The sequence below is a fragment of the Ureibacillus sp. FSL W8-0352 genome (assembly GCF_038004345.1).
Lineage (GTDB): Bacteria > Bacillota > Bacilli > Bacillales_A > Planococcaceae > Ureibacillus > Ureibacillus thermosphaericus.
In genome coordinates this window covers 537,213-552,596 of the sequence record NZ_JBBOQT010000001.1, presented here as the reverse complement: position 1 = coordinate 552,596, position 15,384 = coordinate 537,213, and the positions used below count along the sequence as shown (strand labels likewise).

Here is a 15,384-nt window from a genome sequence, read left to right as displayed (position 1 = left end):
CAACACTGTTAAATCTTAACGTAAATTATGCAAGATTACAAATCTGCTAAAGCGTCGTTAATTACTTTAGCTTGAGCAACTTTATGTGAATCCATGTCACCTTCTGAAGTAGAAGACATTTCTGGACGTCCAACATAACGTACTTTTTTGCCTTCAGCTAATTCAAGTAAGTATTCTAAGGCAAATTTCCAAGGACCTTGGTTTCTAGGTTCCTCTTGTACCCAAACAATTTCTTTCGCGTTAGGGTATCTCGCAATGATTTCAGAAAGTTTTTCCATTGGGAATGGATATAATTGTTCAATGCGAAGGATGTGAAGTTTTTCGAATCCTTCACCGTCTTTAATTGCTTCTGCTAAGTCAATTGTCACTTTACCAGAAGCTAAAATAATGCGTTCCACTTTTTTAGGATTTTGTCCGAGTCCAGGTTGTTCAATGACTTCTTCGAATTTTCCTTCAGATAATTGCTCTAATGTAGCTGCAGCTAATGGATGACGCAATAATGATTTTGGTGTTGCAACTACTAATGGACGCACTCCTTCAGTTCCAAGCATTTTCGCTTGTCGACGTAATAAGTGGAAGTAGTTTCCAGCGTTTGAACAGTTTGCAACAATCCAGTTATTTTCAGCACATAATTGCAAGTAACGTTCAATGCGTGCTGCAGAGTGTTCTGGCCCCTGTCCTTCCATACCATTTGGTAATAAAAGAACTAATCCAGATTTAAGACCCCATTTAGAACGAGCAGCTGTAATGAAGTTATCAAACATTACTTGAGCCATATTTGCGAAGTCCCCGAATTGTGCTTCCCAAATTGTTAATGCTTTCTCATTTTCAAGGTTATAACCATATTCATAACCCACGATTGCCGCTTCTGTTAATGGAGAATTGAATACACTAAAGGAAGCTTTAGCTCCTGAAATATTGTGTAATGGCGTCCATTCAGAACCGTTATTTTTATCATGTAGTACTAAATGGCGTTGCGAGAAAGTACCACGTTGAGCATCTTGCCCAGTCAGACGTATTGGGTTTCCTTCACGTAAAATTGATGCAAATGCCAATGTTTCTGCATGACCCCAGTCAATTTTTCCTGTTTCTAGCGCTTCAACACGTCTTTTTAGAATTCTTGCTAATTTGTTTTGAGGCTCAAAGTTTTCAGGCCATGCTAACAATTCTTCGTTAATTTGTTTTAATTCTTCAGCAGAAACACCTGTTTCTAATTGTGGATAAGGTTGTCTTACCTCTTCAGGAATTTCCACTTCGAGATGATGACCCTTTTCTTCGCCTACTGCTTTAACATGATCGTAACTTTTTTGCATTTCGCCGTAAATTTCTTGGTTTAACTGTTCTACGAATTCTTTTGTTACAATGCCTTCATTTACAACTCGTTCACCATAAAGTTCACGAACTGTAGGATGTTTATCAACAATTAAGTATGTTTTTGGATTTGTTACAGTCGGATCATCAGTTTCATTGTGTCCAAATCTACGGTAACCAATTAAGTCAATTACGATATCTTTACCGAACATTTGACGATATTCAAAAGCAAATTTTGCTACTTGAATAACTGCTTCAGGATCATCTGCATTCACGTGCACTACAGGAATACCGTATCCTTTTGCTACATCTGATGAATAGTGTGTTGAACGAGAATCGTAATATTCTGTTGTAAATCCAATCATGTTATTGGAGATAATGTGGATGGAACCGCCAGTAGAGAATCCTTTTGTTCCAGCATAGTTAAATGTTTCTTGTACGATTCCTTCACCGCTAAATGCTGCATCTCCATGAACAAGAACAGCTAGTGCTTTTGATGTATCTTGCACTGGTTCTCCAGGATTAGATGTATCTTCTTGAGCTGCTCTCGTTGAACCAGTTACAACAGGACTAACTACTTCTAAGTGTGAAGGGTTATATGCAAGTTTTACCGTTAATCCAGATGGTTTGTGATAAGTTGCACCCATGTGATATTTCACATCGCCAGTCCAACCTTTTGTAATTTCAATTGAACCATCTTCAGGGAAGAAGTAATCGTTTGGAACGTGTGCGAAATCTGCAAACATCATAGCGTATGGCTTGTTTACGATATGTGTTAATATGTTTAAACGTCCGCGGTGTGCCATACCGATTTGTAAAAATTTCATTTGATCTTTTTCTGCGGATTTTACGATTTCATCAATTAAAATTACTAATGTATCTAAACCTTCAATAGAGAATCTTTTTTGACCAACGAATGTTTTATGAATGAATTTTTCAAAGTTTTCAACGCGAGTAAGTTTTTCTAATACGGCTTTTTTCTCATCTGCAGATAGTTTTTGTTTGAAGAATCCTGATTCAATTTTTGATTGAATCCAATTTCTTTCGGATTGATCTTCTACATGTGCATATTCGAATCCAATTTTTTCAGTGTAAAGTGAACGTAAATAATCAATCGCTTGTTTACCGTTGGAAACGTTTGCAGGGACATTATTTAAGAATAGTGAAGCAGGTAATTCAGCTAAATCTGCATCTGTTAATCCGTATGCTTGTGGCTCAATTTTTGAAAAATCTAATGGACGGTCTTTCAGTGGGTATACGTCCGCTCCATAATGCCCAAAAGCTCGTATTGCATCTGCTAATTTTACAGCTGCCAATACTTTGTTAAAATCTCCTGTTTGAGCCACTTGCGCACCACTTGAAGTTTCTTCTAGTACTGGAGCACCAAATTGTTGGAATAATGAAGCTAATTCCGAATCAACTTCGTCAGGGTTTTGTAAGAACAGTTCATATTGTTCCATTACATACCCTAAGTTCGGACCAGAGAATACTGACCAAGGAGATCCAGTTGTAATTACATTGTTCGACATGAGAAAAACCTCCAAATTTTGCTAATAGCAATTACATTTTAAATAGAAAGTATAAAAATCATTCTTCTATTAATATAAATTTATATAACAATTTGAGAAGAACCTTTTTTCCATTTCAATCTTACTACTCTTCATAAAAAATACAACTATTTTTCACAAATTTAGATGAAATTTTTTGAATGGAATTAAAAAAATGTGTTAAGTAGGTAAACGTAATGTAAAAGTTGTGCCCTTTCCTACTGAACTCGATACATCCATTTCCACTTGATACTTGTCTGCCAACATTTTTGAAATGCTTAAACCTAGTCCAGTTCCACCTCCATTACTCCGCGAACGATCCACGCGATAAAATCGATCAAATATAAAAGGTAAATGTTCTTTTGAAATGCCGATACCATTATCTTGTATCGTCATAAAAATATTTTCTGTAAAATAATGAACATGTATTTGGATAATGGGTATATTTTCATTATATCGAATTCCATTTTCGATAATGTTTCTTACAATTTGTGCAAACGCATTCTCAGATATTTGTGCCATCCTTTTTTCGCCATCGAACACCACATTCATTTTAGCATTTGAATAAACAACTTCAAGTTCCTCAATCACGGTATTTAAAACTTTTTCTATATCACAAGAAGCTTCTTCTTTTCCTTCATTTCGAGCCAAACTTAATAATTCCTCAATCATTTTCTTCATGCGTTGAACTTCATCTATTGCCAAATCCAGCGATTCTTCCAACACTTGTGGATCATCCTTACCCCATCGCTTAATTAAAGACAGGTGTCCTTCAATCGCTTGAATGGGTGTGCGAAGTTCATGGGATGCATCTGAAACAAATTGTTGTTGCTGCATAAAAGCTACTTCCAATTCATTCATCATGGAGCGATAAATTTTTAGCAAATCACCAATCTCATCATCATGATGATAAGTAAAATGAATATTTTCTTGAAAACCTTTTTCTTTTACTCGAGTCATGGAATTCCGCAAATCTTTTAACGGCTTCATTATTATATGAACCAAATAATGACTCATAGTTACTGCAATGAACAATGCACCGATTCCTGCTATTACCAAAACCGTCAACACATAACGCATCATGGAGTGAAACGTGTCAAGCGGGTGTATTAATTGAATAATTCCTTGAAAAAATCCGATTTGAACTAAACGGTTCACGACAATGACTTCTTTATGATCTAGCGATAGTTTCTCAACGACAGTTTTCTGTATTTCATCAATCGGATAATTGATGTTTGCACTAGGCGAGTAATCATTAATCCGCAAAACTTCATAACCATCCATATTATATAGACGAACTGTTTGATTTTGATGAACAATTGACTTCAATAACCCTGTATTGTCTTTCAATTCATTGATTGAAATCGATTGGCCTTGGGTATGAAAAAAATCCGTTAAATCATCAACAGTTCGGACTGCATTTAATTCCTCTTGATGAATGAGCCAAGTATAGAGTGCAAAATAGATGATGATACAAATCGTCGCATAACTAAAAAATATGACTAGTGAAGTAGATAACGTCCACTTTTGTTTTAATGTTAATTGGAACTTTGATAGTTTAATTTTTTTCATTCTCTCACCACATACCCAACGCCACGAATTGTTTCAATATATGGTTCTTTTTCTGTCTGTAATTTTAAGCGTAGATGACGAATATAAACATCTACTACGTTTGTTTCTACTTCCATATTATGTCCCCATACCTTATCTAATATTAACTCTCGAGTACATACTCGGTTTTTGTTTTCACACAACAATTTCAATAAATCATACTCAGTTTTGGTTAAATCTAATTTTTTCCCTTCAAACATTACTTTATAGGATGCGGTATCAATTTCAAGGTCTCTTACTTTAATGACTTTTCGTTGTTGTTCACCCCAATTGGCTCTTCTTAAAACAGAGCGAATTCGAGCTAATAATTCTTCAATCGCAAAAGGCTTAACAATGTAATCATCCGCACCGGCATCCAATCCTGATACTCTGTCCGTAACCGCATCACGAGCCGTTAATAAAATAATCGGCACATCGGAATTTGCACGAATTCGCCGACAAACTTCAACACCATTGAGACTAGGTAACATCACATCAAGCAATATACAGTCGAAAGATTCATTTAGCGCTTTTTGTAAGCCTTCTCTGCCATCACTGCATGTTGTCACATCAAAATGTTCATGAATAAGTTCCAATTCAATAAATCGGGCTATACTTTTTTCATCTTCTACTAATAATATTTTTTTCATTTTAATCACCTTTCAAAAAGGTATAAATTTATAAATAATGGTTATATTACCAAATACAAGACACCCCTAACACTTTTTTCACAAAGAATATATCCTTAAACTTTGAAAGCCACAATTTAAGTTTACCTTAAATTGTGGCTCTTTTTTAATGGATTGGATCGAATTTTCATCATAATCTGTAATCTCCCCACTATCGAAAAAGTTATTTCATCCTTGTAACTTTTTTCCCTAATCTGCATATTTTACGTTTATGCCCTATATCGATGACGAATTTCGATAAATTTACCTAGTTTTAGAGTTATTCAATCTAGGTATTATATAAATAAAACATATACAGCTTTTCATTTGCAAGAAGTGTTATGCTAAATGTAGCTATTTTAACAATTAACTATTTCATTTATTGAAACATCGATGGTTTTTTTATAGAATATTTCTTATTACGTTCACAAACTTTACACAGAAAATACTGGTTTTTTCAAACAAAATCTTGTAAGAACGATTATATTTATTATAAGATATACTGGTCAAAATTTTTTTAGAATATTAGAACGGGAAAACTATGGATGCATGTCTATAGTTTATAACGTCTAAACTTTTAGGTTTTTGGTGTCGTTGCTCTTCGTGTTATTGGAAATTTTTTGCAACTATCCTAAAAAGGAGGCGTTTACATGCTGAAACATCGAGATTTATTAGAAACTAATGAATTGTATCAATTACTCATACACCCGTCGGTTTTCCCGTATGTTCGTCATAAAGCGACGAGCCCAGAGGAATATCTATTTATGACAAAACAAATTATTGAAGAAGAGGCTTTAGGCAAAACGATATCAAGAACGATTCTTGATGAATGGGGTCAACCCATTGGAACAATAAGTTTGTATGATATTGAAGATGGCGCTGGATTTTTAGGTACTTGGATTGGCGCCCCATTCCAAGGAAAAGGATACAATCAGTTAGCAAAAAAAGAATTCTTATCCGAAATATTTTTCAAATATAATTTCCATACCGTTTTTTTAAGAATTCGGAAAGAAAATGAAAAATCGAAACGTGCCTCCTTAAAGTTGCAATATGTAATTTCCGCAAATGAATTACATCCAACTTTATATGAGGAAATTAATGCCGGCGAAGCAAAATATGATTTATATAAAATTCCAAAAGATTTATTTTATTTAGTAACGGCTCATGAGCAAGAAGATACGGAAGAACAAGTAATTTAATAAATGAAATCAAGAGGTTGGGACAAATCTAAAAAAACATCATTTTCTCCAAGGAGAAAATGATGTTTTTTTGATATGTTATTAAAATTGATTTCCGTTCCGGGGACGCTTTCCGCGGGCCCGGCTCGAGCCTCCTCGGAGCTCATTGCTTCGCTCCTGCGGTGTCTCGAGAGGGCTCGTCGCAGGAAAGCTTTGAATTTACTTCCTTGAACTTGCTCCGCTTTGCGACTAAGCGTGCGCGACAGAAACTCGCCCCGTCACTTCAATCAATTATTCGTTATATCAATTTTTTATCAAAACTCTTTCAATTGCCCCTTTAATTTTTTGTTTATGTCCCAGCCTCTTTTATTTATTTTTCATATTTTAAAATTAAATTTACCATTTCTTTCGGAGTTTTCGGCCTTTCCGCTTTCGCCATCGCTTCTAAAATGGATTCTTTATTTTGAATTAAAGTTTGAAGGGATTCCAAAAAAGTTTGCTTCGTTAAATTTTCTTCTTCCAATACTTCTGCAAAACCTTGATTTTTAAATAATTTTGCATTTAAAATTTGATCGCCTCGGCTTTTTGCAGATGATAACGGAATAAGTAACATTGGTTTTTTCAGTGCTAAAAATTCAAAGATGGAATTTGAACCTGCACGCGATACAACAAAATCTGCCGCGTTAATTAAATCTGGTAATTCCGATGTCACGTATTCGAACTGCTTATATCCTTTTAATTCTAATAAGGATGAATCAACATTCCCTTTACCACAAAGGTGAATGACGTTGTAGTCCTTTAAAAGCTCTGGTAGATTGCTTCGGATTGCGTCATTTAACACGACGGAACCTAAACTACCACCCATAACAAGCAACACCGGCTTTTTGCTTTCAAATTGACAAAGTTTTAATCCCCTCATTTTGCTTCCTTTAAACAGCTGTTCCCGAACAACAGAACCGGTACATGTTGCTTTATTCGCAGGTATATATTTTAATGTTTCCTTAAAAACCGTAAAAATATGAGAAGCAAAAGGTTGAGCTAATTTATTTGCAAGACCTGGCGTCACATCCGATTCATGAATGACTACAGGAATATTCAACAATTTTGCTGCAATCACAACTGGTACGGAAACGAATCCACCTTTAGAAAAAACAATGGAAGGTTTCACTTTTTTTATAATCGAAAATGCTTGACCGATTCCCGCTAAAACTTTAAAAGGATCTGTGAAGTTTTTTAATGAAAAATATCTTCTTAATTTTCCACTTGAAATGCTATGGTAAGGAACTTCAGGAAAACTATCAGTAATTAATTCCTTTTCAATTCCATGATGTGAACCGATGTAATGAACTGTGTATCCCTCCGCTTGAAGAGAAGGAATGATTGCCTCATTTAACGAGACGTGTCCAGCAGTTCCCCCACCAGTTAAAACGATTGTTTTTTCGCTCACAAAAATTCTCCTATTCTCATGAAACTCCGTTATGTTCAAACTTCTTGTTTACATTATGCTTCATTAAAGCAGTACATGAAGCCAACAACACTGATTTTATCATAAAACACGATAGAAACAACGGAATTTCACATTTGGATAAAATGATGCTTCTGTTATGGAGAGTTAGGCACTTTCAGTAGTTTATTAGCTAATCCCAATAAATGAAGCGTTACTCTATGTGATATTGGTCATTCTTGGGTACATATTGGCCAAATCCGACAATATATTGGCCAATCCCTCACATTTATTAGCCATTCCACATAAATGAATTTTCACCCATGCGATAAATTCTCCGGTACATATTCACAATTAAATTACCGCTTTCTTAAACTTTTCCATACGAAAAAAGCTCAAAAAAATCATCCATCAATTAGATGGATGATTTTCACTCGTTTTCGTTACATTTGGATAAATTGTTGTGTCCAGTAGTATCCATTTTCAACGAAACCTACACCAATATGTGTGTAATTGGCATTTAAAATGTTTGCTCTATGGCCTGGAGAATTCATCCAAGCATTAACTACCTGTTCAGGAGTTCTTTGACCTTGAGCAATATTTTCACCTGCAGCACGATATTGAATGCCTGCCGCGCGCATTTGTTCAAATGGGCTACCGTATGTTGGGCTTGTGTGAGAGAAATACCCTAAATTCGCCATATCTTGAGATTTTGCCTTGGCTACTGCCATCAATGGCGCATACATCGTAAGCGGTTTTAAACCTGCTTTTGCCCGTTCGGCATTCGTTAACTCCACTACTTGACGTTCAAATTCAGATACTTGGTTAGTAGGTTGAGAGATTGTTGGTTCTTCTTTTACCTCTGGTGTTTGAACCGGTTGACTAGGAGTTGTTGGCGCTGGTGTGACAGTTTTTTCACCATTAAAGTTTGATTGATATTCTTTTAGATATTGATCCAATATTTGTTTTAACTGTTCGTTATTTAACCCTTTATTTGAAGGTGTTTCTACATTTTGCTCTACTGGAGTTGAAGGATTATGTTGTTCCTTTTGACTTGGAGAATTTACACCTTCTTTTTGTGTAGGCACTGTTGGTTTTGTTTCATTTACTACCGGCTTTTCTTGTTTTTCAGATTGATTAGGTTGTTTCGTTGCTTTATGCAACTGTGAAATAATTTTTTCTGCTGTATTTTTCGCCAGTTGAATTGTTTCTGGCACATTTTTTAATGGCACTTCTGTTAACGCTAATTCTTCAATTGTTTTAACAATGATGCCATTTTTATTTTCAAATTTAATTACTTGAACGTTTCCGAATAGATGTCCAGATTTTCCCTCTCCTAAATCAGCTGCACTTACTTGAGGTATAACCGTTGCAAATAAAAATAATGCGCAAAAAGTAATGAACCATTTTTTCATTATCGTTCTCCCCTTTCTGTCCTCTATCATAAAGGAGTAAATTTGAAAAAAATGGTCCATATGTTGGTAGAAAAACCAAATAATTTTCGAATCAAAGATATAAAGAGTTTTCAGAAAAATAAATATACAGCATTTTACAGCAATAAAATATATTTCTAACAAAAATCTATTGACAAATAGAAAGAATGATAGAAATAAGTCATTTTTATTACGAATTTTACATCTTTAACTATTCTTTCTTTTCACCAATCACTGATATAGATTGTACATCTTCGCCAATCATCACAATTTTTGGCGGCATATTCATATATTCTGGCATCCATTGAACTAAACCATATGCATATTGGAATAACATTGGATATTGCATTCCTTCAATGGGTACATAACCTTTCATACGATAAACTGTCGGCGGAAGTCCCCTAACCCATTCTTCAAATTCTTCTTGAGTAAAGCCTTTTTGAAATTCAATCACTCGAGAACTTAAATGCAAATGTCTGCCGATTTGAGCCGGTTCTATTTCTTTATTTAATGCTGTAGCTTGCATGTTTTTCAGTAATTTCAAAGGAACTCGTCCATTTGTTGTTTGCAATATAAACGTATTGGGATTAAGTCCTTGCAATTCAAACACAACGTTTGCTTTTTCCGCTTCTGTTAATAAATCGCTCTTATTGGCAAGAATCAAATGAGCATGGCGAATTTGTTCCAAAAAGAGGCTTCTTGCTTGTGGAGTGAGCTGTTCACGCTCTAACCATCGTTTACTGTCTGCTACCGTGACAATCCCCTTAATATTTAACAGTTCAGCAAATAACGGAGAATATACGGCATCCAACGCTTCTACAGGATGTGCAGCTCCCGTTGTCTCAATAATCAGCACATCAAAATCTGCTTCGTAAAGCAATGTTCGAATTTGAGCTTCCGTTTTCTCTCCACCAGTACAACAAATACAACTGTCAAGTATTTCCTTTAACGGAACTTCATCATCCACTGCTTGAGAATCAAAAGGCATTTCCCCAAGTTCATTCATAATAACGGCTGGTTTATAGCCTTCTTCTTTCAATTGGCGTAAAACGTCCACCAACATGGAAGTTTTACCGCTTCCTAAAAATCCGCTAAATAAATAAACGTCTTTCACGTGATATTCCTCCATTCATAAGAGAAGAGCTGTCATTCAATGTTAAGAATGCAGCTCTTTTCATTGTAACCATTATTGAACTTGTAGCAATTCTTTTGCTTTTAAAATGTGTGGATCTTCTTTTTTAATTTTTTCACGTAATGCATCCATTAATTCGTACGTTGTATCTCCTGAAATTTTACCTGTACGTTCTAGCCCTTTGTCCTTTTGGAACTGAAGTACTGCCGCTTCTGTTGCAGCATCAAAAGTAGTGTCGATAGTTCCAACGCTATATCCAAGGGCATCAAGCATTTGTTCCGCCGCTTTTACATAATTCGATACAACGCCTTTTTGTAATTCATTTTTAGGATCGACATAAGCAATACTCATATATTCAGGATAAGGCACTTCTACATCTGGTTTGATTCCTTTTTCATGAATCCAGTTCCCTTTTGGCGTTAACCATTTGCCCGTCGTATATTTTAAATTTGAACCATCTGGCATTTTAGTCACCGTTTGAACTGTCCCTTTTCCAAAAGAATTCAAACCAACAATTTTAGCATTAGCTGATTCTTTTAAAGCTCCTGCTAGTATCTCAGAAGCAGAAGCACTTCCGTTATCTATTAACACCACAATTGGAATTTTATATTTTTTTCCACCTTCACTTAACACAACTTCTGGCTCACCTTTGCGTTCTTGTAATTGGACAATCGGTTTACCTTCTTCAATAAATAAGTTTGAAATTTCAATCGCAGCGTTTAAATATCCACCAGGATTTTGTCTTACATCTAATATGATGCTCTTCATACCTTCTGCTTCAAATTGTTCAAGAATCTTCAGTAATTCTTCATAAGTCTTATCACTGAAAGAAGTTATTTGAATATGAGCTATTTTGTCCTCTCCCATTTCACCATATACCGTTTCAATCGGTATTTCATCGCGAATAATTGTCATTTCAATTAATTCATCGGATTCTCCCCGCTTGATTGTTAAGTTGACAGGAGTTCCTTTTTGGCCGCGAATTAAGAGCACTGCTTCAGTAGCACTCATTCCTTGTAAACTTTGTCCATCTACAGATAATATAATATCTTCAGGTAATAGCCCTGCTTTTTCAGCTGGTGAATTTTTTATGGGCGAAACAACAATAATATTTCCATTTCGTTCTTGAATTTCTGCACCGATTCCTTGAAAACTCGATGAAAGATCAGAATTAAATTGTTCTGCTTCTTCTTTTTCCATGTAATCAGAATATGGATCGTCTAGTGCGTCAAACATACCATTAATGGCACCGTGAATAATTTTTTCATCATCTATTTCCGTATAATATTTTTCTTTTAGTTCATCATAGGCATCGTATAGCTGTGAAAATTCTTCTCTTTCAACTGGAACCGCTACTTCTACAACTTTTTCATCTCCAAAAGTTAATGCAAATATCGTTAATACTGATGTGAAAAGAATTGTTAAAAACATCATCATAATAAAAGTAAATGGTTTTAACCGAATAAATCTCGTAGCTGGTTTGACTTGTTCTTGTTGTATTTCTTTCTCTTGTTGATTTTGTTCTTCCATAGTTTCACCACTCTCATATACACTTTCTTTTACGATATTTCCATATTAACAGTTTCCAGCTTTTCCGAAAAGAAAAAGACTGTCAATATTTAATGACAGTCAACATATTTTTAGTTTCATTGAATTTATATGTGACAGCAAAATCCAATATTTAAATTCTATATCAAAATGTTAATAAATATTTTTTAGACTGATTCATTTTCTATTGCAGCTTCTAACGCCACTTGAATCATATCATTAAACGTTGTTTGCCTTTCTTCTGCAGTCGTAATTTCGCCTGTCAAAATATGATCTGAAACTGTCAATACGGAAAGGGCTTGCCTTCCGTACTTAGCAGCTAATGTGTAAAGGGCTGCTGTCTCCATTTCCACTGCTAAAACCCCATAACGCGCTAACTTTTCATTTTGATTTTCATCAGAATAAAACATATCAGCTGTAAAAACATTACCAACTTTCAAATTCAAACCAGCTTTCAATCCAGCGTTATAAGCTTTTAATAGCAAATCAAAATTAGCTGTAGGCGCAAAGTCAATTCCATTAAAAATAATTTCATTCATTTTGGAATCTGTGGAAGCGGATTGGGCTAAAATCACATCCCGCACTTTTACATCTTTTTGCAGAGCGCCACAAGTACCAACACGAATTAATTTTTTTACTCCATAATCTTGCATTAATTCCGTAATATAAATAGAAATGGACGGAACCCCCATTCCCGTTCCTTGCACGGAAATTCTGTGACCTTTATACGTTCCTGTAAATCCAAACATGTTGCGCACTTCATTATAACATGTCGCGTTTTCTAAAAATTTTTCTGCAATATATTTTGCTCGTAACGGATCTCCAGGAAGTAAAACAATATCTGCAATTTCTCCAGGTTTCGCATTAATATGAATACTCAATGGCTTCCCCTCATTTCAATGATTTCAAACTAAAATATACTTATTTTTCAAAAATTATGCAATGAATAATTTGTTACTCATTCACTATCATTTTTTATGCGATAAATTTCCCATAGTTCGTCAAAAGTATTCGTGGATAAATCATCATCTGCTAATGTTTCAATGTAACTGGAAAGCTCTTCAAAAGAACGGCTAATTTTGGGAAAACTGTGATCTTGGAACATTTTCTCAGCAAACCGAGTTTTTGGATCCGATAGATCTCCTCCACGATAAGAAAGGACAAATTGATAAAAACTTTGACTCATTCAGTACCTCCCGCCTATCTAGTTAAATTTATGTAGGACTTTTTAACATTTTATAGTAGAATAGATTTGAAGATAGCAATACATGGAAACAGCATTTTTTAAAGGGGATGTTTACAAAAATGACCGTAAAAGTACAGAAAATGAATAATCAATCCACAAAAAAAGTTCAAGCAAAAGGGAAAAAACACCAAACGAAAAGTCCTACGAAAGGCCGTTTCTATCACACAATTCGTGGTCGAATTGTACTGACCTATGCAATACTCATTACAATTATCGTTATCATGCTTATTCTATCCTATATTAACATAACTAGACTACAGCAAAACTTAAATCATTTTGCAGAAGTAAACTTAAAGGAACAAAGGGAAATCAATCAATTAGCAAATAACATTGCGAATTTGACAATTTTTGAACAAGCGTTTCTCATTTACGGGGATGAAGAAAACTTAAATAAATATAATACAACAAAGCAATTAATTGAAAATCAACTCATCGAACTTAGCAAAAACTTTGAACATCGCCCGGAAGAATTCAAGCTTGTCAGTTACATTCAACAATTTTTTCGCTCATATTTGTACGCATCTACAGGAATTATTGAAACAAGACAATATTACAGTTATGAACAAGCCGTTCGTTTAATGGAAAGAAGTGAAGGACCTGCCATTAAAAATAATATCGAAAAACATGCTGATGAGTTGTTGCATTTATTAGAAGACAAAAACGAAAAAACAATCAAAGAAATCGAAAACTTTGCAAAATTCTCGCGCATCGCCTTCATCTGTCTATCATCATTTTCATTGTTTATCGCTGTTTTCTTTAGTTATCTGTTATTCCGTTCTATTCGAATCAATACAGCGAAAATTAATCATTCCATTCTTGATATCGCCCATGCTGGAGGAGATTTAACGAGACGGGTGAAAGTAGCGACAAAAGATGAATTTGCTGAAATTGCCCACTCCACAAACTTGTTAATCGAATCAATTTCAAAATTAGTAAAAAAAGTGGCCAGCTTAGCTGAGCATGTTTCATCTAGTTCTCAAGAATTAATGGCATTAGCAGAAGAAAATGCAAAATCAATTGATGAAATTGCAAGTTCTACCCATGATATTGCAAATGATTCCAGCTCGACAATCGAACGAATGAATGAAGCTGCATTAAAAATGAAAGCACTTGAACAGTCAATGGTTGAATTAAATGATGAAGCATATGAAGTTCAAAAAGCAGCAAAAGAAATGCAATCAGCTGCTCAAAACGGCAGCCAATCAGTAAAAGATTCGACAAATGTCATTCATTTCATTGAAGACACGATGAAAAACACTACTTCAACAGTTGAAGCCCTAGGACAAAAATCAAAAGATATCACATCCATCATCTCAACGATAACAGCTATTGCAGAACAAACAGATTTGCTTGCTTTAAATGCAGCAATTGAAGCTGCTCGTGCTGGAGAACATGGAAAAGGTTTTGCAGTAGTAAGTAATGAAGTGAAGAAACTCGCCATCCAATCGCAAGAAGCAGCAAAAGAAGTGGCAAAAATTGTTCATTCTATTCAAGATGAAATTAATACAATTGTGTTGCAAAATGCAAAAGGCGTAGAATCCATTTCTCGTGGTGTGGAAGTAACGAATGAAACAAATGAAGTATTAAATGGCATCCTATCTCAAACAAATAAGACAACACATATTATTATTTCGATGGTTGAAAAGATTAGTTCTACTTTAAAAATTGTCAATGACTTGACAACATCTTTCCAAGAAGTCAATGCTCTCAGTCAAAACACAAGCCTTGCAACGGAAAGATCGGCACATGCTGCGATGCAAGGTTCCGCTGCAATGGAGGAAATCAATGCCAGTGCAGTAGAACTTGCAAAACAAGCAGATGATTTAAGAAATCTAGTTAGCGAGTTTAAAATATAATAGGGACTTTTAATTAGACTTTTCATAGATAGAGATAATTCTTTATAGAAAAAACTGAGGTTATGGAAGAATACGGAAAAAGATGGGCGCATTCCTTTGAGTGAAGATTCGATTGATGTTCATGTAACGGTTGATAAATTGAAATCCGGAAGATCAATGTTCAAAGATACGCTTAACGAGTATCCGTAAAGGCATCTTCTTTCTAAATGATGTCAAAAAAATAAGGCTGTCCAGAAAGTCGAACACTTTCTGAACAGCCTTACTTCTTATAGTAATATTCTCTTAAAAAACTTTGCTAATGCGGTGGTTACACAAACGCGCCTCCTCGTCGCAATTTATCTGCGGCGAAAGCGTGTGCTGCAGCCGCAATATATCTGCGACGAAAGCGTGTGCTGCAGCCGCAATGTATCTGCGGCGAAAGCGATAGCGAC

Annotated in this window: 11 protein-coding genes; 2 read left to right on the top strand and 9 right to left on the bottom strand. The window is 35.0% G+C overall.

From position 1 onward, the window contains the following. Positions 1–35: 35 nt before the first annotated feature. The 3 genes from NST98_RS02780 to NST98_RS02770 form a co-directional block, all read right to left on the bottom strand. Positions 36–2,840 (bottom strand): 2-oxoglutarate dehydrogenase E1 component, encoded by a 2,805-nt coding sequence (locus tag NST98_RS02780; protein ID WP_340714373.1) that lies wholly within the window; start codon positions 2,838–2,840, stop codon positions 36–38. A gap of 198 nt (positions 2,841–3,038) precedes the next feature. After that, the gene (locus tag NST98_RS02775) at positions 3,039–4,430 is read right to left on the bottom strand and encodes a HAMP domain-containing sensor histidine kinase (RefSeq protein ID WP_340714372.1); all 1,392 of its coding nucleotides are present in this window, start codon (positions 4,428–4,430) and stop codon (positions 3,039–3,041) included. Beyond that, complete coding sequence (locus NST98_RS02770; RefSeq protein WP_340704048.1) at positions 4,427–5,098, bottom strand: response regulator transcription factor; 672 nt, start codon at positions 5,096–5,098, stop codon at positions 4,427–4,429. Before NST98_RS02770 ends, NST98_RS02775 begins: the two co-directional genes overlap by 4 nt. Before the next feature lie 668 nt (positions 5,099–5,766). Here NST98_RS02770 and NST98_RS02765 point away from each other — a divergent pair. Further along, entirely contained in the window at positions 5,767–6,315 is a 549-nt protein-coding gene (locus NST98_RS02765; RefSeq protein WP_340714371.1) for a GNAT family N-acetyltransferase, read from the top strand. Between the two features lie 349 nt (positions 6,316–6,664). Here the strand turns inward: NST98_RS02765 and NST98_RS02760 are convergent, their stop codons facing one another. The 6 genes from NST98_RS02760 to NST98_RS02735 form a co-directional block, all read right to left on the bottom strand. After that, positions 6,665–7,741, bottom strand: coding sequence for an undecaprenyldiphospho-muramoylpentapeptide beta-N-acetylglucosaminyltransferase (locus tag NST98_RS02760; protein ID WP_016839360.1), 1,077 nt, complete (start codon positions 7,739–7,741; stop codon positions 6,665–6,667). Between the two features lie 440 nt (positions 7,742–8,181). Then, positions 8,182–9,153: a CAP domain-containing protein gene (locus tag NST98_RS02755; RefSeq protein WP_445684022.1), complete on the bottom strand. Its 972-nt coding sequence runs from the start codon at positions 9,151–9,153 to the stop codon at positions 8,182–8,184. 229 nt (positions 9,154–9,382) lie between these two features. Continuing rightward, positions 9,383–10,285, bottom strand: a complete 903-nt coding sequence (locus tag NST98_RS02750) for a CobW family GTP-binding protein (protein WP_340714370.1) — start codon at positions 10,283–10,285, stop codon at positions 9,383–9,385. Between the two features lie 72 nt (positions 10,286–10,357). Further along, on the bottom strand, positions 10,358–11,833 hold the full coding sequence (locus tag NST98_RS02745; protein WP_340714369.1) for a lmo1851 family serine protease: 1,476 nt from the start codon (positions 11,831–11,833) through the stop codon (positions 10,358–10,360). A gap of 185 nt (positions 11,834–12,018) precedes the next feature. Further along, positions 12,019–12,732 carry a purine-nucleoside phosphorylase gene (deoD, locus tag NST98_RS02740; RefSeq protein ID WP_340704052.1) on the bottom strand — a complete coding sequence of 238 codons (714 nt, stop codon included), beginning with the start codon at positions 12,730–12,732 and terminating at the stop codon, positions 12,019–12,021. A 77-nt stretch (positions 12,733–12,809) separates the two neighbouring features. Further along, on the bottom strand, positions 12,810–13,037 hold the full coding sequence (locus NST98_RS02735) for a YozE family protein (protein ID WP_340714368.1): 228 nt from the start codon (positions 13,035–13,037) through the stop codon (positions 12,810–12,812). 119 nt (positions 13,038–13,156) lie between these two features. Between NST98_RS02735 and NST98_RS02730 the strand changes: the two genes are divergently transcribed. Beyond that, positions 13,157–14,953, top strand: coding sequence for a methyl-accepting chemotaxis protein (locus NST98_RS02730; RefSeq protein WP_340714367.1), 1,797 nt, complete (start codon positions 13,157–13,159; stop codon positions 14,951–14,953). The last annotated feature ends 431 nt before the right edge of the window (positions 14,954–15,384 follow it).